Source organism: Ruegeria sp. AM7, assembly GCF_056535965.1.
The window spans coordinates 3,377,925-3,404,142 of record NZ_JBQFJE010000003.1 but is presented as its reverse complement, the minus strand read 5'-3'; the positions used below and the strand labels follow the sequence as shown (position 1 = coordinate 3,404,142).

Sequence of the window (26,218 nt, the reverse complement as noted above, 5' to 3'; positions counted from 1 at the left end):
CTCAAGAAAGCCTAAATGTGATTCACCTCGCCAGAAACAGGAGTTTTGATATGGCAAACTTCCCGTCCCACGACCTCGAATCCGCCCCCGAAGGGTCCAAACCGCTGCTGGAAAAGTCGCAAGCCGCCTTTGGGCGTCTGCCCGGCCTGCACAAGGTGATGGCGGAAAGCCCGCAGCATCTGGAAGCCTATCAGGTTTTGCACGGCCTGTTCATGCAGACCGATTTCGACAATGACGAAAAGACCGTCGTCTGGCAGACCATCAACGTTGAAAACGAGTGCCACTACTGCGTGCCCGCCCATACCGGCATCGCCAAGATGATGAAGGTCTCGGACGAGATCACCGAGGCGCTGCGCAATGAAACCCCGCTGCCCTCGCCCAAGCTGGAGGCGCTGCGCACCTTCACCCTGCAAGTGATGGAAAGCCGCGGCAACCCGACCGAAGAACAGCTGCAGGCTTTCTTTGACGCCGGCTATTCGCACCGCGCGGTTCTGGATGTGGTGCTGGGTCTGGCGCAGAAAACCATGTCGAACTACGTCAACCACATGGCACACACGCCCGTTGACGAGGTGATGCGCGGCTTCCTGTGGGAGCGCAAAGTCGGCGAACCCGCCTAAGCCACGACCGAGCCCGCGTCGCTGTCGTTGACCGTCAGCGTCTGGGCCCGGTCCCCTAATTCGGAAAACAGCTCAGGCCCGGTGCCCGTCATCCAGGCCTGAGCGCCCAGCGCGCAAATCTCATCATAAAGCGCAGCCCGCCGCCCGGCATCCAGATGGGCGGCCACCTCATCCAGCAGCACAATCGGCGGCGCGCCCACCATCCCCGCCAGTGCCCGCGCATTCGACAGGATCAGGGACACCAGCAACGCCTTTTGCTCTCCGGTCGAGCAATCCTTGGCCGGGACACCCTTGGCTGCGAAAACGCCGTACAGGTCCGACCGATGCGGCCCGACCAAGGTCCGGCCCGCCGCCAGATCGCGAAACCGGCTTTCATTCAACGCCTCGCGCAAATCATCCGCCGTGTCGGGCATCGCGCCCTCAGATTGCACCAGTTCCAGATCAGCGGACGGAAACGCGGTTTCGGCCTGCTCCTGCGCCGCGCGCAAATGATCCAACGCCGCCAGACGCGCCGCGTGGATGCGGTGCCCGGTCTCGGCCATCTGCCCTTCCAACGCGGCATACCAATGGGCATCGCGCACCTGTTCTTTCAGCAGGCGGTTGCGTTCGCGCATTGCCTTTTCATAGGTCAGCGAAGCCTCGGCATGGGCGGGATCAAAACTCAGCGCGATACGGTCCAGAAACCGCCGCCGCCCCTCGGCCCCTTCGATCCACAGCCGGTCCATCGACGGGATCAGCCAGACCACCCGCGCCAGCTTGCCCAGATCAATCTGACTGGCCGCCTTGCCATCAATCCGAACCTGCCGCGCGGCGCCGCCTTCGGACCATGTCTCAATCTCGTAATTCTGCCCCTGCGCGTTCAGCAGGCCGGATAGCTTCCAGCCCAGCGCCTCGGGGCGGCGGGTCATCTCAGCCGCACTGGCCCGGCGCATGCCGCGACCGGGCGAGAACAGCGATACCGCCTCAAGAATGTTGGTCTTGCCCGCTCCGTTCGGCCCATGAATGGCCACGGGTCGCCCATCCAAAGCCAGCCGCGCCAGCTTGTGCGAGCGAAAATGCGAGACCGTCAGTTCGGTCAGGGCCAAACCCATGACCCCTCCCTTTCGTCAGAAGGTTTCCGCGCGATCAGACGCGCATCGGCATGACTACATAGACTGCGCTTTGGTCATTTCCTTCGCGCATCAGAGTCGGGTCACCGGCCGAGTTGAACAGGAATACCGCGTTCTCACGATCGACCTGAGACGCGATCTCCAGCAGGTATTTCGCGTTGAACCCGATCTCCAGCCGCTCATCGCCATAGGCTACGGCCAGCTCTTCCTCGGCGGCACCGCTGTCGGGCGCGTTGACCGACAGAACCAATTTATCCGCATCCAACTGCAGCTTCACCGCGCGCGAGCGTTCGGACGAAACAGTCGCCACCCGGTCCACGGCCTGCGCGAATTCGGCGGCATCCACTTCCAACTGGCGGGTGTTGCCCTGCGGAATAACACGGGTGTAGTCGGGGAAGGTGCCGTCGATCACCTTGGAGGTCAGCGTGATATCGGGCGTGGCAAAACGCACTTTGGTTTCGCTGACCGACACGGCGATGTCCATCTCGTCATCGTCCAGCAGCTTGCGCAGCTCACCCACGGTCTTGCGTGGCACGATCACGCCCGGCATATCCGCCGCGCCATCGGGCAGGTCCGCGTCGATGCGCGCCAGACGGTGCCCATCGGTGGCCACGCAGCGCAGCACCTTGCCGCCCTCGGACCCGTCGGCCACATGCATGTAGACGCCGTTCAGATAATAGCGCGTCTCTTCGGTCGAGATCGCGAATTTGGACTTGTCGAACAGCCGCCGCAGCAGTGCAGCCGACGCGGTAAAGTTCGACTGATATTCCGAGGACGCCATCACCGGAAAATCCTCTTTCGGCAGCGTCGCCAGCGAGAAGTTCGACCGCCCGGCCTCGACCGTCAGACGGCCCGCTGCACTGTCAGCAGTCAACGTGACCAGCGCACCATCGGGCAATTTGCGCACGATCTCATGCAGGGTCGTTGCAGCCACGGTGGTGGCACCGGCCTTTTCAACCTGCGCCGGGGCCTTGTCGACCACTTCGATATCCAGATCGGTGGCGCGGAACATGGCCTGATCGCCTTCGGCCTCGATCAGCACATTGGCCAGTATCGGAATGGTGTTGCGACGTTCAACAACAGATTGGGCCTGAGAGACGGCCTTGAGAAGGGTGCCGCGTTCGATGCTGATCTTCATACCCTCAATTCCTCTGACTTGCGTGCCGAAATGGGCGGGACTGGCACGTTAGCGGTTCCACCCTGAGGCACAAGGATTTTTTATGGATTTCTGAGTCGGATTGCCCAAGGCGTCAAGGGCCGCGTGGCCACGTGGGCACAGTTCATGGCCAACCGTGGAGATTTTCGCACAAGAAAACGCCCCGGGCGTGAGGATCCGGGGCGTTTTGATGTTCATGCAGATGTAACCTACGCTTCGAGTGACCGGCGCAGCATTTCCACGTCTTCGGCGATCTGGCCGTCGGTGGTTTTCAGCTCTTCGATGCGCTTCACACCATGCATAACGGTGGTGTGGTCACGCCCGCCAAAGCGACGACCAATCTCAGGCAGGGACCGGCTGGTCAGCTGTTTACACAGATACATCGCGACCTGACGCGGACGGGCGTAAGATCGCAGGCGCTTGGGGCCAATAATATCGCTCAGACGGATATTGTAGTAATCCGAAACCTTACGCTGAATTTCCTCGACGGTGATCTTGCGCTCGGACGCGCGCAGTACGTCGGCCAGGCAATCCTGCGTCAGCTCCATATCGATCTCGCGCCCTACGAGTGAGGCAAAGGCAAACAGACGAGTCAGCGCGCCTTCAAGCACCCGCACATTGGTCGAGATACGGTGGGCCAGAAACTCCAGCACGCCATCAGCGATCTGCAGATCGGGATAGGTGGTGCTGTAATGCTGAACCTTGTTCTGCAAAATGCCCAGACGCAGCTCATAGTCGGTGGGGTGCAGGTCAACGACCAGACCACATTGCAGTCGCGACTTCACGCGGTCTTCCAGATCCTTGATCTCACCCGGAGCGCGGTCGGCAGAGATAATGATCTGTTTGTTCTGATCCACCAACGCATTGAAGGTGTGAAAGAACTCTTCCTGCGTGGAATCCTTGCCCGCGATGAACTGCACGTCATCGACCATCAGCACATCGACCGAACGGAACAGATGTTTGAAATCCATCATTCGACGTTCACGCAGCGCCTGTACGAACCGGTACATGAACTGTTCCGCCGACAGGTACAGAACATTCAACTCGGGGCGTTTGGTTTTCAGTTCCCAGGCAATCGCATGCATCAGGTGCGTCTTACCCAGACCGACACCGCCATACAGAACCAGCGGGTTGAAAGTTACAGGCCCACCTTCCGAGACACGGCGCGCCGCTGCATGCGCCAACTCGTTGGGTTTGCCGACCACGAAGCTGTCAAAGGTGAATCGGGCATCCAAAGGCGCCGCTTGCAGTGATTCCAGTGCCTCGCTTGATCGCACGGACATTCGAGGTTCCGGTGTTTGTGCGATCTCTACCGAATTAGTTTCAGCAACATTCGCGGGCCGTGCGGTCGAATTGGCGGCAACCCGAAAGGCCAGTCGCTGGACGGTTTCCCCCGCAGTGTTCATCTCATACAGGATGAGATCTGCAAAATTCTGGCTCACGTAATTGCCCATGAAATTGGTCGGCACCGAGAAAACAGCGACACCGTCCTGGACCTCTTGGAACTGCAGAGGTTCAATCCATGTGGTGTAATTGTTCTTTCCGATCGCCTTGAGCAGTTTGTTTTGCAGTAGTCCCCATTTCTCTTGTGTCATTCAGCGCCTCACGCATCCCATTCTTTATTGGCCTGTCGGCCTTATTTCTGTGTCCGGTCCCCCGGTATGCGCGTTCACTCGGACAAAGGGATCCCACCCACCGAATCAAATAGATTCGGCGCTTTCGTCCTTGACGGCGTGCATAACCCGGCAATCAGATGCCCCACAGCAGGGCATCCCTTTTTCAGGTTGCGCAACGCAATCTCAATTTTCGACAGGGCTGGACTCCTGGTCGTGCCAGGTCCCACAGCAGATCAGCAAATCGGTTGTCCCCGAGTTACCAACATTCGCCTCCCGATCATCCTGATGCCCGTCAGTCTGACCAAGGAAACAGCCTGTCCCCCCAAGCGAGTGAATCGCTGAGTTAGTGGTAACAAGAGGTCGGCAGTCGCTTCAACGAAACTCTGATATTGACTCGGGTCTGAGCGCGAAAGAATCTCTCGGTTTCGTGAGGACGCGGTATTCTGGCAACAGCAAAAAGGGCGCCGCATTGCGCGACGCCCTTGAAAATAGATCAGCCTTGCTTACGTGACCCAAGGTCAATCAAGTCTCAATACGCGACTCAGCCCAGCGCTTTGACGCGAGCCGACAGACGCGACATTTTGCGCGATGCAGTGTTCTTGTGGAAAACGCCTTTGGTGACGCCGCGCATCAGTTCGGGCTGGGCAGCGCGCAGAGCTGCGGTTGCAGCGTCTTTGTCGCCGGATGCGATCGCTTCTTCGACTTTGCGCAGATAAGTGCGGATGCGCGAACGACGTGCTTTGTTGATTGCAAAACGCTTTTCGTTCTGACGTGCGCGTTTCTTTGCCTGGGGCGAGTTAGCCATGTGTCTCTGACCTTTGTTCGGTACGGTTATCTAGGGTTGCGCGCCACGGAATTATCCGCACCGGATCAGAAATCACGAGTGTGAGTCGGGCCAAGCGGGCCGCACGCGCATGTATAGCGGCGTGTACTATCCAAGTTGCAGGGGTTTGCCAAGCAGATTCTTAGCCGGGCACAGCAGGTATGAAACAGGCGGGCATACGCCCGCCTTTCCCCACCTTGATTGTTTATTTGTCGCGGAACTGCGCCGCGCGCTTTTCCAGAAAGGCTGCCATACCCTCTTTCTGGTCTTCCGTGGCGAACATCGAGTGAAAGACACGGCGTTCGAACAACAGCCCTTCGCTTAGCGACACTTCGTAGCTGCGGTTCACGGCCTCTTTCGCGGCGATCGCGCTCAGCTGTGATTTCTCGGCGATCTTTTGGGCTGCGGCCATTGCCTCTTCCAACAGCTTTTTGGCAGGCACGACGCGGCTGACAAGCCCGGCACGCTCTGCCTCTTCTGCGTCCATGAAGCGGCCGGTCAGGTTCATATCCATCGACTTGGACTTGCCCACAAAGCGCGTCAGGCGCTGGCTTCCGCCAAGGCCCGCAATAACGCCAAGATTGATTTCCGGCTGCCCGAACTTTGCGGTATCTGCCGCGATGATGAAATCGCAGATCATCGCCAATTCGCAACCGCCACCCAGCGCATAGCCCGCAACAGCCGCGATTACAGGCTTGCGGATGTCACTGACCCGGTCGTTGATATCCGCGAAAAGGTTCGTGGTGTAGACATCCACAAAACTCATCTCGGACATTTCCTTGATGTCCGCGCCAGCGGCAAAAGCCTTGTCCGAGCCCGTAATGACGATGCAGCGCACCTTGTCATTCTTGTCGGCGTCTTCCAGCGCTTCGCACAATTCAGCAATCAACTGGCTGTTCAGCGCATTCATTGCGTCCGGCCTGTTGAGTTTCACAAGCGCGACGTGGTCTTCGATTTCGACGATGATCGTCTCAAAAGCCATGAGGTGTAAGCTTCCGGTTGTTCCGTTCAGATACGATTCATTATCACGCGCAAAAGCTGGATCAAGTTATCTTTGGCATTGCGCGCAATAGAAGGATGAGCGACCGGACTGAGTGATTCTTTTTATGGCAGCACCGCAACCTTCGGTGCGGCAGGGTTCGCCTTCGCGGCCATAAACGTCAAAGCTGTGCTGAAAATATCCAAGTTCTCCATTGGCTTGACGGAAATCGCGCAAGGATGACCCCCCGGCCCGGATGGCGTCTTGCAGAACCTGCCGGATGATCGGAACAAGGGCCGCAACTCGGTTCGCCGAAATCTGCCCGGCTTTGCGACGTGGCGACACACCGGCGCGATAAAGCGCCTCGCACACGTAGATATTCCCCAATCCGGCAACGATTCCCTGATCCAGAAACGCTGATTTGACCGGCGTGTTCTTGCCTTTGAACGCATCAACCAGGTGCTGTTCGTGGAAGTCGTTGCCCAAGGGTTCCGGCCCCAGAACCGACAGCAACTTGTGGTCCTCGGCCGTTGCAGTGGGCAGCAGATCCATCGCACCGAACCGGCGCGGGTCATTAAATGTCACCCGTGCGCCATTGGCCATGTGAAATACAACATGATCATGCTTTTCCGGCATGGGATGATCGTGAACAAATTGTCCAAGCGGGTCTCCGGAAACTGTCATACGCCCGGACATCCCAAGATGGATCAACAGGGTTTCGCCACTGCCAAGATCAGCCAGAATGTACTTTGAACGCCGCCGCAACCTGTCCACGCGCTGGCCTGTCAAACGTTCGGCCATTCGATCCGGAAAAGGCCAGCGCAGGTCCGGACGGTTCACGTCCGCCCGTTCGATCACCACGCCTTCCATCGCGGGGCTCAGCCCACGGCGGACCGTTTCGACTTCGGGAAGTTCCGGCATGTGCTCTCCTGATTTGCTGCCAGCGCTTGTTCCAGCGCCTGCACCATTTCATCATGTCCGGTAACATATTTCAGAATACGCGCTGTCTTCCCATCTGAAAAACGCAGCACGTAGTTCCCATTGTGCCTCAATCTGATCTGGCAGAGCTTATTCAGGTCATAGGTCCGACGCTGAAACAGCGGACTCATAGTCGTCAGCTCGGCCCCATCGATCGAAGTCGAATTGGCCAGATGATAGATCAATGTGTAGATCACCAACCCAACAAGTCCCAGCTTGATCAGCACCGCAGTTTCAGCATCCTTGACGGGGATGAAGATCTCGTTCGGAGCCAGCTCGGGCCTGATGAACCCGATAAAGAACAAAACGGCCAACACCAAAATCGTAACAACGATAACGCCCGGCGTCGTGCGAAATGTCATACGGGTCAGAGAATGTTGTGCAGGTCTTTCGCTGCCGGCGCGCAGCATTGATTCTTCCAATATATCGTTGGGGAAATGACGTGCTGCGGCATCCATCTTGTCACCGAACCCTTTCGCCCGATGGAATCGCATGAAAGTTTGAAAAACGGCACGAACGCGCCAGATAATAAAGGCAAATGACAGGACCACGCCTGATACGGCTACTAAACTCGAATAATTCGACATTTGAATCTAACTTCTTCTAAAACTATCTGCATCTTACACCGCGACTAAGGAAAATATGTGGCACGCCGGACGGTTCCGTGCACCTGCTACCTTTTCGCGCGATTGTCTTCCCCGCCGCGCGGCCTATAAGGATGAGCAACACAGACAAAGGCGTCTTACATGTCCGACTCCAACGACAAAACCACACATTTTGGATTCGAAACCGTGCCCGAGGCGGAAAAAGCGGGCCGCGTGCAGGGCGTGTTCAATTCGGTCGCGTCGAAATACGATGTGATGAACGATGTCATGTCGATGGGCATCCACCGTGTCTGGAAAGACGCGATGATGGATTGGCTGGCCCCGCGCCCCGGTCAACGGCTGCTGGATGTGGCGGGCGGCACCGGAGACATCTCGTTCCGCTTCCTCAAACGCGCGGGCCACGGCCACGCCACCGTACTGGACCTGACCGAGCCGATGCTGGTCGAAGGCCGCCAGCGCGCCGAGGCTGATCAGATGTCGGACAGCCTGAACTGGGTGGTGGGCGACGCAATGTCCCTGCCCTTCGAGGATAACACCTTTGACGTCTACACGATTTCCTTCGGCATCCGGAACGTGACCCGCCCGCAAGAGGCGCTGAACGAAGCCTACCGCGTGCTGAAGCCCGGCGGTCGCTTGATGGTGCTGGAATTCAGCCAATTGCCCAATGACGGGCTGCAAAAGCTCTATGACCTCTACAGCTTCAACGTCATCCCGCGCATGGGCAAGCTGATCGCCAATGATTACGACAGCTATCAGTATCTGGTAGAATCAATCCGCAAATTCCCTGATCAGGAAACATTTCTGGGCATGGTCCGCGCCGCCGGGTTCGAAAACGCCAAATACCGCAATCTCAGCATGGGTATCGCCGCGCTGCATTCCGGCTGGAAGATCTAAATGCGTGGTCCTCACAACATTATTCGCCTGATCCGCACAGGCGCCACGCTAGAGCGCACGGGCGCCATGAACGTGGTTCTGGACGCGTTCGAAGCCCCACGCGCACTACGCTTTGTGGCCCACGCTCTGGGCAAGCCGTTCCAGTGGCTTGGATACAAGGGCGATCCGGATATGCCACCCGCCACCCGCGCCCTGACGGCGCTGGGTCCGGCCTATATCAAATTCGGTCAGGTGCTTTCGACCCGCCCCGACGTGGTCGGTAACGAGCTTGCAGAACAGCTGCGGGTTCTGCAAGACAAGCTGCCGCCTTTTTCCAAGGCCGAAGCCATGGCCGAGGTCGAAAAAGAACTGGGCCAGCCCGTATCCGAGATCTTCGACGATTTCAGCGACCCGATCGCCGCCGCCTCAATCGCGCAGGTCCACAAGGCGAAACTGTCCAGCACCGGCGAAGACGTCGCCGTCAAAGTCCTGCGCCCCGGCATCGAGCGTGCTTTCCGCAAGGACGTGGATGCGTTCTATTTCGCCGCCCGCATCGTACAGCTCTGCGCCCCCGGCGCGCGCCGCCTGCGCCCGATGGAGGTGGTCGAGCATTTCGACGGTGTCGTGCGCGGCGAACTGGACCTGCGACTGGAAAGCGCCGCCGCCTCAGAATACGCCGCCAACACCAAGGATGACGAAGGCTTCTGGTTGCCGCCGGTGGTGTGGTCCCTGTCCGCGCGCCGGGTGATGACGCTCAGCTGGGCCGACGGCATTGCTCTGGGCGACAATGACGCGCTAGATGCAGCCAGCCACAACCGCCGCGATCTGGCCGAACGCGTTCTGCGCCTGTTCCTGCTGCACGCGCTGCGCGATGGCTTTTTTCACGCCGATATGCACCAGGGCAACCTCAAGGTCGCCGCCAATGGGGATATCATCGCCTATGATTACGGCATCATGGGCCACATCGACGAATACACCCGCCGGGTCTACGCAGAGATCCTCTTTGGCTTCATTCGACGCGACTATAAGCGCGTAGCCGAGGTGCATTTCGAGGCCGGCTATGTCCCCGCCAACCAGGACGTCGACGAATTCGCCCGCGCCCTGCGCGCTGTAGGAGAACCCATCTTCGGCATGGATGCCACCCATATCTCGATGGGCCGCCTGCTGAATTACCTGTTCGAAGTGACCGAACGCTTCGGTATGGAAACCCGGACCGAGCTGATCCTTCTGCAACGCACAATGGTTGTGGTTGAAGGCGTCGCGCGGTCACTGGACCCGCATATCAATATCTGGGAAGTCGCCCGCCCCGTGGTCGAGGATTACATCAAGAAATCCATTGGCCCGCGCGCGGCCCTGCGCGATTTCGGCAAAACCGCAATGGTCTTGGCTCGTTTCGGCCCCCGTCTACCCGCTCTGGTCGAAAACGCGCTGATCGCGCAAACCCAGAAAGACGAGCCTAAAGGTTCACGCCTGTGGTCTGTCGCACTGCCCGTAACCCTCGGCGCAGCCGCAGGCGCGGGTCTTGTCCTGATCCTAACGGCGCTCAGCTAGACCTGATCCGCCTCTTCATCTGGCTAAAAATATCTTCGGGGGGAATCGTGCCAAAGGCGCGATGGGGGGCAGACAGCCCCCCACCAACATCTCAACTCAGAGACGCTCAAAGGCAATGGCGATACCCTGACCACCGCCGATGCACATGGTGACCAAACCTTTGGATCCACCAATCCGCTCCAGCTCGTACAGAGCTTTCAGCGTGATGATCGCCCCGGTTGCGCCAACAGGGTGACCCAACGCAATCGCGCCACCATTCGGATTCACCTTGGCAGCGTCCAGACCTAGCTCTTTGTTCACGGCCAGCGCCTGCGAGGCAAAGGCTTCGTTGCTTTCGATCACATCGAAATCTTCGACCGACAGACCAGTGCGGGCCAGCAGGTTCTGCACCGCAGGCACCGGACCAATGCCCATCACCTCGGGGCGCACTCCGGCGTGGCCGTACCCCAGAATACGCGCTTTCGGCTTCAACCCGGCCTTCTCGGCCGCGTCGGCCGTGGCCAGAACCATGGCCGCCGCCCCGTCATTGATGCCCGAGGCGTTGCCCGCCGTCACCCGACCGTCCTTTTTGAACGCAGGGCGCAGACCGGCCAGCGCCTCGATCGAGGTCGCCTTGGGATGCTCATCGACCATGAAATCGACCATGTCGCGCTTGACCTTGACCTGAACCGGCGTGATCTGGCTTTGGAAATACCCGGCCTCAATCGCCGCAGCAGCACGAGTCTGGCTGGTCATTGCGAACTCATCCATCTGCTCGCGCGTGACCTGATGCTCATCCGCGACATTCTCAGCCGTGACACCCATATGGCCAGTGCCAAACGGGCAGTTCAGCGCACCCAGCATCATGTCCAGCGATTTGATATCGCCCATCTTTGCACCCCAGCGCGCCTGCTGCAGGATGTAGGGGCTGCGCGACATGCTCTCGGCACCACCGGCAACGGCAAATTCCGCATCGCCCAGCATCAGCGACTGCACCGCTGACACAATCGCCTGCGCGCCAGAACCACACAGACGGTTCACGTTCATCGCAGGGGTTTCAACTGGGATACCCGCCTGTTTGGCTGCTGCGCGCGACAGGTACATGTCGCGCGGTTCGGTGTTGATCACATGGCCGAACACGACATTGCCGATCTGGCCGCCTTCAACACCCGACTTCTCCATCGCGGCTTCGGTCACCACGGTCGCCAGATCGATCGGCGCGGTCGAGGCCAGCGCCCCGCCAAATGTCCCAACAGCCGTGCGGGCCCCATTCAGAATGACGATATCTTTCATGTCTCTTCTCCCAATTGGATTTGGCGGCACTATGCATCTGTGCCGTCAGGCTGTCCCATTGGACGTCCCGTCACAAGCGGAATTGACAACCCATCGTGAAAGGCGCATCAGATTCCGCCATGACGGAAAACACAGACGATATCCTGACACGCCTGCCCGCCCGCCTGAAAGAGGCGCGCCGCTCCAAGGGCCTGTCTCTGGAAGCCGTGGCCAATCTGAGCGGCGTGTCCCGATCCATGGTCAGCCAGATCGAACGCGGCGAAAGCAGCCCCACCATTGCGACATTGTGGAACCTGACACGTGCGCTGAACGTAGACTTTGCAGGGCTTCTGGATGAAGAGGTTCAGGGCGACACAATCGAAGTACTGAAACAGTCCGATGTGCCCAGTATCGACAATATGGGGTATGGCTGTCGGATCGGAATCCTTTCCCCGCCAGAAGATGCTGGTGGGCACGAAGTGTACGATATCTGGTTCGAGCCGGACGGAAAACTGATCAGCCAACCGCATGCAAAAGGCTCTCGTGAACATTTGACTGTTTTGATGGGATCGGTCGAGATTGAATCCGGCACTGCAACTGAGGTTCTGCATCAAGGCGACACAGGGCGTTATGCAGCGGATGTTGCGCACTCGATCATTGCGCATAATGGAACGGCACGCGTTTTTTTAATTGTAAAAACAGGTCTATGAGACCGACCGGCCGCCTGAAAAGGCGGCCGGTCGGTATTTAGAAGCTATTCCTCGTCGGGAAGGTCGTTTGCGCCGCGGGTTCCTCCACGGTTGGAAACCTGACCGTCTGTACCGGTAATGCTGCTGAGGCTGCTTCCAACATTGCCCCAACCGCCGTTTCCGCCGCCGCTCACCGCCGAAGCGGTTCCTTTGCCTTTGCTTCCAAAGTCTCGACCGAGCGTGGCCGCGCCACCTGAAACAGCCCCGGCCATCGACTGAGCAAGCCCACTGTTACCACCACCGGTATTGCCTTTGCCAGGCCCCGCGAAAGCCGCTGTTGCACCGAACATCAGAGCCAGCGCTGCGGCTGTTGAAATCTTAATCATATCGTTTCCCTCCCAGTTGATATGCAAATGAATACGCCGCGTGGAAAAAAGTGGATCACATTGAGTTCAGCCAAAAGTTATCACTTAAAGCTCCGGCCTATCCGTAATGTAAGAAAATTTTCCGCAATACTGTATTTCTTCTATTTCGGAAATGTATCCGTTATGATAGACACTAGGGAGCTATGGAGGCCCAGATGGCAAATGCATTCCTATTACACATCACGGACACGCTTTCGCAGATCGAATCCGAGGGTCTGTATAAACGCGAACGCATGATCACCTCGCCTCAGGGCGGTGAGATTACGGTGGGCGAGCGGCAGGTTATCAACCTGTGCGCCAACAACTATCTGGGTCTGGCCGATCACCCGGCCCTGATTGCCGCGGCCAAAGGCGCGATGGAACCCAAAGGCTTTGGTATGGCCTCGGTTCGGTTCATCTGTGGCACGCAGGATATCCACCGTGAGCTGGAGCAGAAGCTGGCGCATTTCCTGAACAAGGATGACGCAATCCTGTTTGCTGCCTGTTTTGACGCCAATGGCGGGCTGTTCGAGCCGCTGCTGGGCCCCGAGGACGCGATTGTCTCGGACAGCTTGAACCATGCCTCGATCATTGATGGCGTGCGGCTGTGCAAGGCGAAACGCTATCGCTATGCCAACAATGACATGAAAGAGCTGGAAGAGACGCTGAAACACGCCCGTAACGAGGGCGCGCGCCATGTCATGATCGCCACCGACGGCGTGTTCTCCATGGACGGCTATCTGGCGAACCTGCCCGAAATCACACGGCTGGCCAAGGAATACGACGCGATTGTCATGGTGGATGACTGCCACTCGACCGGCTTCATGGGGCCAAATGGGGCGGGTACGCCGGATCATTTCGGTGTCGATGTGGACATTCTGACGGGAACTTTGGGCAAGGCACTTGGGGGGGCAATCGGCGGTTATATCGCTGCTCGCCAACCAGTGATCGACCTGCTGCGGCAGCGGGCGCGGCCCTATCTGTTCTCGAACTCGCTGCCGCCGTCGATTGTCGCTGCCGGGCTTGAGGCCATTCACCTTGTCGAAGAAGGTGCGGACCTGCGTACCCGGCTGTTTGAAAACGCAAATTACTGGCGGGAAGGACTGGAAAAACTGGGCTTTGACCTGCTGCCCGGCGAACACCCGATCATCCCGGTAATGCTGGGCGAGGCGACACTGGCGCAGGACATGGCCAACAGGCTGTTCGACGAAGGCGTCTATGTCTCGGGCTTTTTCTTCCCGGTTGTCCCGCGCGGACAGGCCCGGATCAGGACACAAATGAACGCAGCGCTGACCCGCGTCGAGTTGGACCGCGCCTTGGCCGCCTTTGGCAAGGTCGGCAAGGAACTGGGAGTGATTTCGTGATCCTGCCCTCAGTAATCGACGCGATTGGGAATACACCGCTTGTTGACCTGTCGCGGGTTTGTCAGCACCTAGGTCTGGAGGGCCACATTCTGGCCAAGCTGGATTATCTGTTGCCGGGGTTCTCGAAAAAGGACCGCGCGGCGCGATCCATCATCGAACTGGCCCGCGCCGACGGCACCCTGTCACCGGGGCAGACAGTGGTCGAGCTGACCTCGGGCAATATGGGCACCGGGTTGGCGATTGTCTGCGGTATTCTGGGTCATCCTTTTGTGGCGGTGATGAGCGCGGGAAACTCGGTCGAGCGCGCGCGGATGATGCGCGCCCTTGGGGCAGAAGTCGTGATCGTGCCGCAAGCCGAGGGCAGCAAACCCGGCGAGGTTTCGGGCGCGGATTTGGCGTTGGTGGATGAGGCCGCGCAGCGCATCACGGCCGAGCGTAACGCCTTTCGGGCCGATCAATTCGGCCATTCCGGCAATCCCAAATCCCACGCAACCGGCACTGGACCCGAAATCTGGGAGCAATCCGGCGGCACCGTCACGGCCTTTTGCGATTTTGCGGGCTCTGGCGGTACTCTGGCCGGGGCCGCGGCTTTTCTCGCACCACATGCCGTGCGCTGCTACGCCGTGGAACCCGAAGGCGCGCGGGCCATCGCAGGCGAGGCCATCACCAATCCCGAACACCCAATTCAGGGTGGCGGATACGCAATGGGTGATCTGGTTCATCTGAACGGCACCTCCCTGGCAGGGCATCTGTCCGTGTCCGGCGATGCGGCGCGGGATGGGGCGCGGCTATTGGCCCGGACCGAAGGCATTTTCGCGGGCTACTCGGCAGGTGCGAACCTCGCCGGCGCGATCCAGTTGCTGAGTGGCCCGGAAAAGGGCGGCTGCGTCGCAATTGTGATGTGTGACAGCGGGCTCAAATACCTGTCGACCGATTTGTGGGAGTGATCTGATGCGACCCAACACAATGAAAGCGCTTGAGAAATCCAAACCCGAAGAGGGCCTGTGGATGGTACAGGCCCCGGTGCCCGAGATCGGCCCGGATGAAGTTCTGATCCGCATCAACAAGACCGGCATCTGCGGCACCGACATTCACATCTGGAACTGGGATGAATGGGCCTCGGCCACGGTGCCGGTTCCGATGATCACTGGCCATGAATTCGCCGGTGAGATCGTGGAATTGGGGCGGAATGTAACCGGGCTGGAGGTCGGTCAAAGATGCTCGGGCGAGGGGCATCTGATCACCAATGACAGTCGCCAAAGCCGCGCGGGCAAGTTCCATCTGGACCCCGGCACGCGCGGGATCGGGGTGAATGAACAGGGCGCGTTCGCGCAATACCTGAAACTGCCCGCCTTTAACGTGGTGCCGCTGCCCGATGATATCCCGGATGAGATCGGGGCCATCCTCGATCCGTTGGGCAATGCTGTTCACACCGCGCTCAGCTTTGATTTGCTGGGCGAGGATGTTCTGATCACCGGCGCTGGCCCCATCGGCATAATGGCGGCAGCCGTGGCCCGCCATGCCGGTGCGCGCCATGTGGTGATCACCGATATCAATCCCGACCGCCTGAAACTGGCCGAACATGTGGTGCCAACCGTGCGCAGCGTTAATGTCTCGAAGGAAGGCCTGCAAGATGTCATCGCGGATCTCGGCATGACGCAGGGCTTTGATGTGGGGCTGGAAATGTCCGGTTCGCAAGCCGCGCTGGACCAGATGGTCGAAGCGCTTGTGATGGGCGGCAAGATCGCTCTGCTGGGGATTCCGCCGGGCAAATCGCCCGTCGACTGGTCGCGGATCGTGTTCAAGGCCATCACCATCAAGGGCGTCTATGGCCGTGAGATGTTCGAGACCTGGTACAAGATGATCGCCATGCTGCAGAACGGTTTGGATGTCAGTCGAGTGATTACGCACCAGATGAAAGTCGACGACTTTGCCAACGGCTTCGCCGCGATGAAATCCGGCCAATCGGGCAAGGTGGTGCTGGACTGGACCTGACGCGCTGGATAGTTGCAAAATGACGCCGTAGACAGGTGCGAAATACCGCATCAAGGGGGCGTCATGAGCGACAAGACTGACAGATATCTGGAACGTGGGATCGAACCATCCCTTGTGACCGATTTCACCCGGACCCACCGCAAAAGCTATGGCGACTTCCTTCAGCTCAAGACACTGCTGAACCTGCAGAAAACCTTTCAAGACCCGGCCCAACCCGATGAGATGCTTTTCATCATCATCCATCAGGTCAGCGAGTTGTGGCTGAAGCTGATGCACCACCAACTGGTCGAGGTGCGCCACTTTCTGCAACAGGACGACTTCGGCCCGGCAATGAAAAACCTTGACCGGGTGAAGGCAATCCAGCGGCAGTTGATCGCCGCGTGGGAAACCCTGCTGACCATGACCCCGGCCGATTACATGACCTTCCGGCAGGCCCTCGGCAGCTCGTCCGGGTTCCAAAGCTATGGCTACCGCCAGATCGAGTTCATTCTGGGCAACAAGGACGCCGCGACCCTGAAAGTGCACGCCCATGACCCCGAAGTGACGGAGATGTTGAACGCCGCGCTGACCAAACCTTCGCTCTATGACGAAGTGCTGCAGATGATGGCGCGGCAGGGATTTGATGTTCCCGATGACCTGCTGAACCGCGACTATGCGCAGCCCTATTCAGGTGATCCGCGTGTTGTGAAACTGTGGGTGCAAGTGTTCCGCGATACGGGCAAGCATTGGGATCTCTATGCGCTGGCCGAAAAACTGATGGACGTGGAATCCCTGTTCCAACGCTGGCGCTTTGACCATGTCACCGCGGTCGAGCGGGTGATCGGCGACCAGCCGGGTACCGGAGGCTCAAGCGGCGTGTCTTTCCTGCGCAAAGCCTTGGATTTGAGGTTTTTCCATGATCTCTACGATGTGCGCACCGAATTGATGTATGCGGATCAGGAGTAGCCCATGCTGTACCGAGGTTTCACCCAAGCCGAGTTGGATCGGGAATACTCTCCCCGGTCGATGATCGGCGGCGACTTGACACCCTATCTGAACAGTTACGCCGCGCTCAGTGCGCAGTACCGGGCGCAGATGGATGTTATCGGCAACGTTTCATACGGGGACAGTACCGCACAGGTTCTGGACTTCTTCCCCGCGAAAGGCGCAGGTGCGCCACTGCATGTGTTCATCCACGGAGGATACTGGCAAGCCCTCAGTCAGCGCGAATCGGCAATGATGGCCCCGTCGTTGGTTGAAGCCGAGTACTCTTTTGCGTCTCTCAATTACACGCTGGCCCCTGATGCGCGGATTGGCGACATGATCGAGGAATGCCGTAACGCCCTACTTTGGTTGGCCGCCAACGCGCCTGACTTGGGATTTGATCCGTCACGTGTCACCCTGTCCGGCCACAGTGCAGGGGCGCAACTGGCGAGTATGGTCATGGCCACCTCAGCCGATGCGCTGGCCCGCGCAGGGCTGCGGGTGCGCGACGTGATCCTAATCAGCGGCGTCTATGATCTGGAACCGATCAGTCTAACGTCTGTGAACGAACCCTTACAACTGACACCAGTTGAGGTGCACGACCTGTCGCCCATCCGGCACCTCCCGGCCCCCGGCCCCCGCTATCGCGTGACCGTGGGTGAGCGCGACACACCCGAATTCATCCGTCAAAGCCGAGACTATGCCGAGTTGCTTCGAAAGGCCGGGCATTCGGTCAGCTTCGATCTGCAAAACGGGGTGCAGCATTTTGACATCATCATGCATCCGGCAACGTTCTTGGCAGCACCGCGTTAGGGATACGGTCGGGGTTTGGGACAAATTCGGTATCTATCTGCCTTGCCCTGACGTGCTGATCACGGCTGTTTTCCCTATTGCGACGCTGTCGGGTCTTTCATACCGATCGTTATATTCAACGACGACCGTGCCCAAGGGGTCTGGATGCCATCCGTTTCACTGATCACATCCGTGCGCACCTGTTCGAAAATCTGTTCCAAAGGCCGGCCCGAGGTTCTGATGGCACGCGCAATCGCGGCGGTGTAAGGGCTGTTTGTTCCGGTCCCGTCCAAGGCAACTTCGCCGGGCCCTGTCGCATACGCGATCAGATTGTTGGTGCGCGCAGTCATACGTGCAAGCCCGTCACCCACATCCAGATTCACGTCCGATTGGCCACCAAACGGATTGTCGCGACAGGCATCCAAAATCATAACGCTAACCGCCTGTGGTGTATGAATGCGGTCCAGAACCCATTCTGCCGGAACAGCTTGGCCTGCAATGTCGGCCTCGGACTGAATGTTTACATCAAGGGGAAGAAGGTAGTTGAAACCATCACTGCGTACGCCGTGCCCCGCGAAGTAAAACACGGCCAACGCCTCGGAACCCGCCGCACGTACCTTGCTGGCAAACGTATCAACTTCACCCGTCATCTCATCAAGGCTCACATCCGTCAGCGTCGTGACCTCAAATCCTGCGCCCCGTAACTCATCGCTCATCAGGCGCGCATCGTTCACAGGATTATCAAGTGCCGGGACACTTGTGTAACCGGCATTGCCGATCACCAAAGCAAACCGTTCGTGCGCAGCAGACGGCCCAACGGACAGCGCGATGAAGAAGAGGAATACCGCAAGAAAACGCATCAATTAAATCTCCGAGTTATATCAAACCAAAGACGTCAACCGATCTCTTCCTGGCCGATAGCAGTTGCACGGTCTCCCGGTCTTTATGCGTAACAAATCAGACCCAAGCATCCAGTGTCTATATGTTTAGGCCAACTATGCCTCGCCCTGTCGAATTCAGGTGAGTGTTGATTGGAACGAGAGCAAGGATGCTTTGCTTGAGTGCATTAAATGTACCCAGAAAGCCCCGAATTTCTTCGCTGTAACCCCCCAAAAGAAAAACAGCGGCCCCAAAGGACCGCTGTTTTCTGATTTCTTTACCGTAGCGGATCAATCCAGCGTCCGCGTAACCTCTTCGCGCTCGAAGATTTCGATCACGTCGCCTGCGCGGATATCGTCGTAGTTTTCGAACGCCATACCGCATTCCTGACCTGACTGAACCTCGGCCACTTCGTCCTTGAAGCGCTTGAGCGTCTTCAGCGTACCTTCGTGGATCACTACGTTGTCGCGCAGCAGGCGGACGCCCGCGGAACGACGGGCCACGCCCTCGGTGACCAGACAGCCAGCAACCTTGCCGACGCCGGTGACCTTAAAGACTTCGCGGATCTCGGCGTAACCGATGAACTTCTCGCGGATCTCGGCGCTCAGCAGGCCCGAGGCTGCCGCTTTCACGTCATCCACGAGGTCATAGATCACCGAGTAATAGCGGATTTCCACACCCTTCTGGTTCGCAGTGTTCCGCGCCGAGGCGTTCGCACGGACGTTGAAGCCGAGGATAGGTGCACCGGATGCTTCGGCAAGGCCGACATCAGTCTCGGTAATCGCACCAACGCCAGAATGCAGCACGCGCACGCGTACCTCATCGTTGCCGATTTTCTCCATCGCCTGAACGATGGCCTCAGCCGAGCCCTGAACGTCTGCTTTCATCAGAATTGGCAGTTCGTTGACGTTCTCGTCTTCCTTGGCCTTCTGCATCAGCTGCTCAAGGGTCGTTGCGGCGCCAGCGGCGGCGCGTTTGTCCTTGGCGGCCTGTTCGCGGTATTCCGCGATCTCTCGGGCCTGTGCTTCGGTCTCGGTCACGTTCAGAACGTCGCCTGCTTCGGGTGTGCCGTTCAGACCCAGAACCTCGACCGGAACCGAGGGGCCAGCTTCCTTCACGCGGTCGCCCTTGTCGTTGATCAGCGCACGGACCTTACCGTATTGCTCACCCACAACGAAGATATCGCCCTGACGCAGCGTGCCGGTCTGAACCAGAACGGTGGCGACGGGGCCACGGCCCACATCCAGCTGCGCCTCGATCACGGCACCTTGGGCGGCGCGGTCGGGGTTTGCTTTCAGTTCCAGAATCTCGGATTGCAGCGCGATGGCCTCCAGCAGCTCATCCAGACCCTGACCGGTGATGGCGGAGACTTCGACGTCCTGAACCTCACCCGACATTTTCTCGACGATCACTTCATGCTGCAGCAGATCGGTCCGCACCTTGTCCGGATTGGCATCCGGCTTGTCGACCTTGTTGATCGCCACGATCATCGGCACTCCGGCCGCTTTGGCGTGGTTGATCGCCTCGATGGTCTGGGGCATCACGGCGTCATCCGCCGCAACCACCAGAACCACGATATCCGTGACCTGAGCCCCGCGCGAACGCATGGACGTAAACGCCGCGTGGCCCGGAGTGTCCAGGAAGGTCAGCGTGGTGCCGCCTTCGGTTTTCACCTGATAGGCGCCGATATGCTGGGTGATGCCACCAGCCTCACCGGCCACAACGCGCGCGTCGCGGATTGCATCCAGCAGCGAGGTTTTACCGTGGTCAACGTGACCCATGATGGTAATGACCGGCGGACGCGGCAGCAGATCATCATCACTGTCTTCGACCTCTTTGATGACGTCTTCTACGTCCGAGTCCGAAACACGAGTGACCTTGTGGCCAAACTCTTCGATGATCAGTTCCGCAGTGTCGGCGTCGATGGTTTGGTTCTGCGTGACCATCATACCCATCTGCATCAGCGATTTGACAACGTCAGCCACACGCTCGGCCATACGGTTGGCCAGTTCCGAGACCATGATCGCCTCGGGCAACTGAACGTCGCGGATCACCTTTTCGCGTTCAACCGAACCACCCATGGCTTTCTGACGCGCGCGCTCTTGCTTGCGCTTCATCGCGGCCATCGAGCGTTGGCGGTTGCCCTCGCCACCAGTGGCCTGACCCAGTGTCAGCTTGCCCGAACGGCGGTTGTCGTCGCGGCCTTTGCCACGACCACGCTGATCACGCTCGCGGTCCTGCTTGCGCGGAGCAGCCGCAGGCGCAGGCTTGCTGGCCGGGCTGCGGGCGGCTTTGGGTTCTTCCGGAGCAGGCGCGGCAGCGGCACGTTTGGCGGCTTCTTCCGCCTCTTTGCGCTTGCGCTCTTCCTCTTCGGCCTTGGCGCGGGCTTTCTCTTCGGCCTCGCGCTGTTCGCGTTCCTTGGCTTCCTGCTCGGCACGGCGACGGGCGCGTTCTTCTTCACGCGCTCTTTCAGCAGCCTCGCGGGCGGCGGCCTCTTCGGCCTCGCGCGCCTTGGCGGCCTGCAGCGCCTTCATCCGGCGTGCCATTTCGGCGTCGGAAATCCCGGCAGGACGGCGCGACGGATCGCCCGAGGGCGTTGCTCCGCCACCCGGCTTTCCGGCACCCGGCTTGGGGACCACCACGCGTTTGCGTTTGGTTTCCACCACGACATTCTTGGTGCGTCCGTGGCTGAAACTCTGTTTCACATTTCCGGGGCGTGCCCCGCCACGAAGACCCAATGTCTTTTTGCCGTCACTATCGCTCATAAAGCTTCTTACCCTTCCGTGCGGCCCTTGCCGCCGTCATCCGTTTCGCGCAAGCCACGCAGGCGCTGCGCTTCCTCTACAACACGTTTGGCGAGTCCGCCAGAGGCCAGCGCCGCATGAATCACGGTTTGGCGCCCAAATGCCGCCCCCAATTCGTCCGCTGTCAGCCATCCGATGTATTTTCCGAAGTGCGGCGTGCTGAGTTTCGACTTGCCGCGCCCCGATCCATCGCTGGCCTGAATCAGTACCTGAGCCTCTTCCCGGTCCAGCCACGTCTTGACCTTTTCATACCCGGCGACCGCGTCACCGGACTTGCGCGCCAGACTGATCAACTCGATCACCCGCCGCGCGACTTGCTTTTCAACCTCGTCCGCCAGGTCCGTTTGCGCAGTCGCCTGCGTTTTGAACCCGCGCGAGAACAGCTTTTTGCCAACGGCCTTGTCCAGCGCGGCGCGATCCGCCGCCACATAGACCCCGCGCCCCGGCAATTTCGCCGCAACATCGGGAAAGACCTGACCGTCCGGCCCCATCACAAAGCGGATCAGCCCGTATTTGGGCTGAACCTCGCCCGTGGCGATGCACTTGCGTTCGGGTCCGTCCGACCGATCCTTATGGACGCCACCGCGACCCATGTCAGCAACCCCGAGGCCCTGAGATCAGGCCTCGGCCTCCTCTTCGGTTTCGGCATCCTCGTCCGCCTGCTCCAGCTCGGCCGGATCAACCCAGCCCAGCATGATGCGTGCCGTCATGACCAGATCCTGCGCCTCTTCCAGCGTTACGCCGAAAGGTTCCAGAACACCATCATCCTTGATACGCTCGCCGTCGACCGTGGTCCAGCCACCGGCCAGTTCCCAGTCGGCGCAGGTGGCGAAGTCTTCCAAAGTCTTCACGTCATCCTTGGCCAGCGCCTCTACCATCTGGGGTGTGAGGCCTTCGAATTCAATAAGGCTGTCCTCGACGCCCAATGCACGGGCTGCGTCCAGAGCCGCCTTGGCCTGTGCTTCCAGGAATTCACGCGCGCGGGTCTGCAATTCCTGCGCGGTGCCTTCGTCAACACCGTCGATGACCAGCAGCTCGTCGATCTCGACATAGGCCACCTCTTCGAGGTTTGTGAAACCTTCCGAGACCAGCAATTGCGCGAAGAATTCGTCCAGATCCAGCGTCTCCATGAACAGCTGGGTGCGGGCTTCGAATTCTTTCTGACGACGTGCCGATTCTTCGGCCTCAGTCATGATGTCGATGTCCAGGTTGGTCAGTTGGCTGGCCAGACGCACGTTCTGACCGCGGCGACCGATTGCCAGCGAGAGCTGCTCCTCAGGCACCACAACTTCGATTTTGCCGGCTTCTTCGTCCAGAACCACCTTGGAAACCTCGGCGGGCTGCAGCGCGTTCACCAGGAAGGTCGGCTGATCTTCGTTCCACGGGATGATGTCGATCTTTTCGCCTTGCAGCTCGTTCACAACGGCCTGAACACGGCTTCCGCGCATACCGACGCAGGCACCAACCGGGTCGATCGAGCCGTCATACGAGATCACAGCGATCTTGGCACGCGAACCAGGGTCGCGGGCCACGGCCTTAACCTCGATGATGCCGTCATAGATTTCCGGCACTTCCATCTTGAACAGTTCAGCCATGAATTCCGGCGCGGTGCGCGACAGGAAGATCTGGTGGCCACGAACCTCGCGACGCACTTCTTTGATATACGCGCGCACGCGGTCATTCGGGCGATAGCTTTCGCGGCCGATCTTGTCATTGCGGCGCAGAACGGCCTCGGCCCCGCCCAGATCGACGATGACATTGCCGAATTCCTCGCGCTTGACTGCACCGTTGATGATGGTGCCTGCGCGATCCTTGAATTCTTCGTACTGGCGGTCACGCTCGGCTTCGCGGACCTTCTGCAGAATCACCTGTTTGGCGGATTGCGCCGCGATACGGCCCATTTCAACCGGGGGAACTTCTTCCACGAAGACGTCACCGACCTCTGGGTTTTCCATATACTGCTTGGCCTGCTCGACGGTGAACTCGGCCTGATAGTTTTCCAGCTCTTCATCCTCGACCACGGTGCGCACGCGGGTAAAGGTCGCCTTGCCGGTCTTGCGGTCGATGGACACGCGGATGTCCATTTCCGCGCCGTAGCGGCTCTTGGCGGCACGGGCGAGCGATTCCTCCATCGCTTCGACAACCAGACCGGGGTCGATCATCTTTTCGCGGGCCACGGCCTCGGCGGTCTGCAGCAGCTCCAGCTGGTTGGCTGAGGTGATTGCCATCAGTTCGTCTCCTCTTCGGACCCTTCGGTCTCAATCTCGTCGAAAGCGTTTTCGTTCAGGGCACCGGCGTCTTTGCGCTGGCGCAGCATTTCCTTGATCAGATCATCGGTCAGGACCAGCTTGGCGTCGCTCAGCCAGTCGAATTGCAGACCGATGGTGATCGTCTCAGACCCTTCGGGGATGTTGATCAGAACCTCGTCCCCTTCAATGCCGGCCAGCTCACCCTTGAACCTGCGGCGGCCGTCGATCAACTCGGCGGTCTCAACCTTGGCCTCATAGCCTTCGAACATCTCAAAATCCTTGAGACGGGTCAGAGGCCGGTCGATACCGGGGCTCGACACCTCAAGCGTATAGGCGTCCAGAATCGGGTCCTCGACATCCAGCGAGGCGCTGACGGCGTTGGAAATCTCGGCGCAGTCATCCACTTCGATGCCGCCATCGGGCTTATCGGCCATGATCTGCAGCGTGGTGGTCTTGCCGCTCATCAGGCGAATACGGACAAGCTCATACCCCAGATCCTCGATCACGGGGGTGATGATCTCGGCCAGTCGCCGGTCGATGGCAGCTTTGGCTATCAGGTCGTTTGTCATTCAGATCTCTACCCTTCAATCGGGCACAAAAAAACGGGCGCGCGGCCCGTCGAAATTTCCGGTGGAGCCTTGGACCAGAAGTCCAACGCGCCGCTGTTGCAACTGCATATACGCAGGCTTTCCCGAGTCTGCAACCCCCGGCGTGAAACGTGATCAGATCAGGCCAGCCACCATCGTTCGGCGATGCGCCCATCGTCCAGCGCGCGGCCCCCGATCTGGCGTGGCATACCCACCTGTCCGGCCACCGCCAGCGCCATATCGTCCTGACTGGGGTGGTACCGCAGGCCGCGCTGATCCTTCAGGCCATCGCTGTCGGGCAGCGCCGCCACGTCCACATAACCGTCGCGTAACGCCTCGGCTCGAACTTTGGCGTCAGGGATCACGATGATCTCAAGCGCATCGGCCCAACCTGCTTGTCCATCCTTGTAGTGATCCGCCACCCGGCGGCCAAGAAAATGCCGATCATCCTCGGCCCGTTCCACCCGGTAGCATCCGGTGCCATTGGCAGTGTGCAAGGGCGTCACGCCCTGCCCATCGCGCGTGATGACGAACCGCGTATCGGCCAACAGGAAAGGAAGGCCGGGATTCGCCTCGGCCAGCTCCAGCCGCACCGAATCCGGCGTCAGAGCTTCGGCCCGTCCGACCTGTTGCAGCACCGACACCACATCCGCCACATTCAGCGCCGCACCGTCATGAAATGCCACATCATCGCGCAGATCAAAGCTCCAGACCCGCGCATCCGCATCCGTGTGCCACCCGGTCGCCAATTCGCCGCGCAAGGTGCCATCGGGCGCTATCTCGGTCAGGGTATCAAAGACAGCCCCGCGCGCCACTTGTTCCAAACTGTCATCGCGCGGCACGGCAAGTCGCAGCGTTCCGCCCTTTTTGGGCGTATCCGCCAGCGAGGCCCCCGTGGCCGCCAGCAATGCCGCCGCAGCACCCGAGGCGAATAAAGCACGACGGTCCATCCGGGTCATGCGATCCCCTCCGCCACACGGTCCATGATCCGCACCAGCTCGGCGCTGATGCCGGGTTCGGACAAGGCATGACCTGCTTGGCGCACCATCTTCAGCTCGGCATTGGGCCAGCGTTCGGCCAAAGACCAAGCGGCCTGCGGCGGGCAGATCATGTCATAGCGCCCCTGCACGATATGTCCGGGGATATGGGCGATTCGGTCCATCTGATCCAGAATCTGCCCGTCTTTCTCAAGAAACGCGCCATGGGTGAAATAGTGATTCTCAAGCCGCGCAAAGGCGCGCGCGTATTCTCCGGGGCTTTCACCTGTAGACCCGTGCGAATGGATCGAGGCCAGCGCGTTCTCCCACGCCGACCAGGCCCGCGCATACAGGATTTCCGTCGCCCGATCGCCCGAGAACAGTCGTTTGTGATAGGCGCCTATCGTGTCCGACAGCTCATCCTCGGTCAGCAGAGCGGTGAATTTCGCCCATTGCTCGGGCCAGAACTTGCCCGCGCCGCCGCCATAGAACCAATCCAGCTCGGCCTGCGTGGCCAGAAACACGCCGCGCAGCACCAGCCGGTTCACCCGGTCGGGATGCGCCTGCGCATAGACCAACGCCAGCGTCGCGCCCCAGCTGCCGCCAAACACCGTCCAGTCGTCGATATCCAGCAACGTCCGCAGACGCTCGATGTCATCCACCAGATCCCACGTCGTGTTGTCCACCACCGAGGCATGCGGCCGCGACCGCCCGCACCCGCGCTGATCAAACAGAATCACCCGAAACACACGCGGATCAAAATAGCGCCGCATCGCCGGGCTACACCCGCCACCGGGGCCGCCATGCAGGATCACAACTGGCAGCCCTTCGGGATTGCCGCATTGCTCCATATAAATACGGTGCCCGTCGCCCACATCGACCATCCGCTGATCGAACGGGTCGATCGGCGGGTACAGATATTGAACTGCGCGCTTTTGGTCCGGGTACTTATCCATT

At 59.5% G+C, this 26,218-nt stretch carries 25 protein-coding genes; 9 read left to right on the top strand and 16 right to left on the bottom strand.

The features are described from left to right. Positions 1-50 precede the first annotated feature (50 nt). Positions 51-617 carry a carboxymuconolactone decarboxylase family protein gene (locus ACR3EG_RS20930; protein WP_480498380.1) on the top strand — a complete coding sequence of 189 codons (567 nt, stop codon included), beginning with the start codon at positions 51-53 and terminating at the stop codon, positions 615-617. Here ACR3EG_RS20930 and recF read toward each other — a convergent pair. From recF to ACR3EG_RS20895, 7 genes are all read right to left on the bottom strand, one after another. After that, positions 614-1,708 (bottom strand): DNA replication/repair protein RecF, encoded by a 1,095-nt coding sequence (recF, locus tag ACR3EG_RS20925; RefSeq protein ID WP_480498382.1) that lies wholly within the window; start codon positions 1,706-1,708, stop codon positions 614-616. The two genes, ACR3EG_RS20930 and recF, sit on opposite strands and share 4 nt — an antisense overlap. 34 nt (positions 1,709-1,742) lie before the next feature. Continuing rightward, positions 1,743-2,864: a DNA polymerase III subunit beta gene (gene dnaN / locus ACR3EG_RS20920; RefSeq protein WP_170743073.1), complete on the bottom strand. Its 1,122-nt coding sequence runs from the start codon at positions 2,862-2,864 to the stop codon at positions 1,743-1,745. Positions 2,865-3,091: 227 nt separating this feature from the next. After that, the gene (gene dnaA, locus ACR3EG_RS20915; protein WP_480498384.1) at positions 3,092-4,477 is read right to left on the bottom strand and encodes a chromosomal replication initiator protein DnaA; all 1,386 of its coding nucleotides are present in this window, start codon (positions 4,475-4,477) and stop codon (positions 3,092-3,094) included. A gap of 562 nt (positions 4,478-5,039) precedes the next feature. Beyond that, complete coding sequence (gene rpsT / locus ACR3EG_RS20910; RefSeq protein ID WP_170351928.1) at positions 5,040-5,303, bottom strand: 30S ribosomal protein S20; 264 nt, start codon at positions 5,301-5,303, stop codon at positions 5,040-5,042. 223 nt (positions 5,304-5,526) lie between these two features. After that, entirely contained in the window at positions 5,527-6,303 is a 777-nt protein-coding gene (locus tag ACR3EG_RS20905) for an enoyl-CoA hydratase (RefSeq protein ID WP_170353745.1), read from the bottom strand. Positions 6,304-6,369: 66 nt separating this feature from the next. Further along, a complete protein-coding gene (gene mutM / locus ACR3EG_RS20900; RefSeq protein WP_480498386.1) occupies positions 6,370-7,221 on the bottom strand; it encodes a bifunctional DNA-formamidopyrimidine glycosylase/DNA-(apurinic or apyrimidinic site) lyase in 852 nt (283 codons plus the stop codon). Further along, positions 7,179-7,772 carry a hypothetical protein gene (locus tag ACR3EG_RS20895; protein ID WP_480498388.1) on the bottom strand — a complete coding sequence of 198 codons (594 nt, stop codon included), beginning with the start codon at positions 7,770-7,772 and terminating at the stop codon, positions 7,179-7,181. The genes mutM and ACR3EG_RS20895 overlap by 43 nt, the downstream gene beginning before the upstream one ends. Positions 7,773-8,024: 252 nt before the next feature. Between ACR3EG_RS20895 and ubiE the strand changes: the two genes are divergently transcribed. Further along, positions 8,025-8,777 carry a bifunctional demethylmenaquinone methyltransferase/2-methoxy-6-polyprenyl-1,4-benzoquinol methylase UbiE gene (gene ubiE, locus ACR3EG_RS20890; RefSeq protein WP_480498390.1) on the top strand — a complete coding sequence of 251 codons (753 nt, stop codon included), beginning with the start codon at positions 8,025-8,027 and terminating at the stop codon, positions 8,775-8,777. Then, positions 8,778-10,307: a 2-polyprenylphenol 6-hydroxylase gene (gene ubiB, locus ACR3EG_RS20885; RefSeq protein ID WP_480498392.1), complete on the top strand. Its 1,530-nt coding sequence runs from the start codon at positions 8,778-8,780 to the stop codon at positions 10,305-10,307. A gap of 96 nt (positions 10,308-10,403) precedes the next feature. On the opposite strand, the gene ACR3EG_RS20880 is transcribed toward ubiB, so the two are convergent. After that, complete coding sequence (locus ACR3EG_RS20880; protein WP_480498394.1) at positions 10,404-11,579, bottom strand: acetyl-CoA C-acyltransferase family protein; 1,176 nt, start codon at positions 11,577-11,579, stop codon at positions 10,404-10,406. Positions 11,580-11,698: 119 nt separating this feature from the next. Between ACR3EG_RS20880 and ACR3EG_RS20875 the strand changes: the two genes are divergently transcribed. Continuing rightward, positions 11,699-12,268, top strand: coding sequence for a helix-turn-helix domain-containing protein (locus ACR3EG_RS20875; RefSeq protein ID WP_480498396.1), 570 nt, complete (start codon positions 11,699-11,701; stop codon positions 12,266-12,268). A 44-nt stretch (positions 12,269-12,312) separates the two neighbouring features. Here ACR3EG_RS20875 and ACR3EG_RS20870 read toward each other — a convergent pair whose 3' ends face one another. Continuing rightward, a complete protein-coding gene (locus tag ACR3EG_RS20870; protein ID WP_480497798.1) occupies positions 12,313-12,633 on the bottom strand; it encodes a hypothetical protein in 321 nt (106 codons plus the stop codon). Positions 12,634-12,827: 194 nt separating this feature from the next. Here ACR3EG_RS20870 and ACR3EG_RS20865 point away from each other — a divergent pair, with 194 nt between their 5' ends. The 5 genes from ACR3EG_RS20865 to ACR3EG_RS20845 all read left to right on the top strand — a co-directional run bounded on the left by ACR3EG_RS20865 (position 12,828) and on the right by ACR3EG_RS20845 (position 17,786). Next, positions 12,828-14,015 carry a glycine C-acetyltransferase gene (locus ACR3EG_RS20865; protein ID WP_480497800.1) on the top strand — a complete coding sequence of 396 codons (1,188 nt, stop codon included), beginning with the start codon at positions 12,828-12,830 and terminating at the stop codon, positions 14,013-14,015. Beyond that, positions 14,012-14,962: a PLP-dependent cysteine synthase family protein gene (locus ACR3EG_RS20860; protein WP_480497802.1), complete on the top strand. Its 951-nt coding sequence runs from the start codon at positions 14,012-14,014 to the stop codon at positions 14,960-14,962. Before ACR3EG_RS20865 ends, ACR3EG_RS20860 begins: the two co-directional genes overlap by 4 nt. 19 nt (positions 14,963-14,981) lie before the next feature. Beyond that, entirely contained in the window at positions 14,982-16,010 is a 1,029-nt protein-coding gene (tdh, locus tag ACR3EG_RS20855) for an L-threonine 3-dehydrogenase (RefSeq protein WP_480497990.1), read from the top strand. 63 nt (positions 16,011-16,073) lie between these two features. Next, positions 16,074-16,955 (top strand): tryptophan 2,3-dioxygenase, encoded by an 882-nt coding sequence (locus ACR3EG_RS20850; RefSeq protein ID WP_480497804.1) that lies wholly within the window; start codon positions 16,074-16,076, stop codon positions 16,953-16,955. Positions 16,956-16,958: 3 nt separating this feature from the next. Next, the gene (locus ACR3EG_RS20845; protein WP_480497806.1) at positions 16,959-17,786 is read left to right on the top strand and encodes an alpha/beta hydrolase; all 828 of its coding nucleotides are present in this window, start codon (positions 16,959-16,961) and stop codon (positions 17,784-17,786) included. Positions 17,787-17,860: 74 nt separating this feature from the next. Here the strand turns inward: ACR3EG_RS20845 and ACR3EG_RS20840 are convergent, their stop codons facing one another. The 7 genes from ACR3EG_RS20840 to pip all read right to left on the bottom strand — a co-directional run bounded on the left by ACR3EG_RS20840 (position 17,861) and on the right by pip (position 26,217). Beyond that, entirely contained in the window at positions 17,861-18,625 is a 765-nt protein-coding gene (locus ACR3EG_RS20840; RefSeq protein ID WP_480497808.1) for a caspase family protein, read from the bottom strand. Between the two features lie 309 nt (positions 18,626-18,934). Then, positions 18,935-21,409, bottom strand: coding sequence for a translation initiation factor IF-2 (infB, locus tag ACR3EG_RS20835; protein WP_480497810.1), 2,475 nt, complete (start codon positions 21,407-21,409; stop codon positions 18,935-18,937). 8 nt (positions 21,410-21,417) lie between these two features. Beyond that, a complete protein-coding gene (locus ACR3EG_RS20830; protein WP_170353758.1) occupies positions 21,418-22,041 on the bottom strand; it encodes an RNA-binding protein in 624 nt (207 codons plus the stop codon). A gap of 24 nt (positions 22,042-22,065) precedes the next feature. Next, positions 22,066-23,676, bottom strand: coding sequence for a transcription termination factor NusA (gene nusA / locus ACR3EG_RS20825; protein ID WP_480497812.1), 1,611 nt, complete (start codon positions 23,674-23,676; stop codon positions 22,066-22,068). Continuing rightward, positions 23,676-24,266, bottom strand: coding sequence for a ribosome maturation factor RimP (gene rimP / locus ACR3EG_RS20820; RefSeq protein WP_480497814.1), 591 nt, complete (start codon positions 24,264-24,266; stop codon positions 23,676-23,678). The genes nusA and rimP overlap by 1 nt, the downstream gene beginning before the upstream one ends. Before the next feature lie 158 nt (positions 24,267-24,424). Further along, a complete protein-coding gene (locus ACR3EG_RS20815; RefSeq protein ID WP_480497816.1) occupies positions 24,425-25,243 on the bottom strand; it encodes an ABC transporter substrate-binding protein in 819 nt (272 codons plus the stop codon). Continuing rightward, positions 25,240-26,217 (bottom strand): prolyl aminopeptidase, encoded by a 978-nt coding sequence (gene pip, locus ACR3EG_RS20810; protein ID WP_170755384.1) that lies wholly within the window; start codon positions 26,215-26,217, stop codon positions 25,240-25,242. Before pip ends, ACR3EG_RS20815 begins: the two co-directional genes overlap by 4 nt. Position 26,218 lies beyond the last annotated feature (1 nt).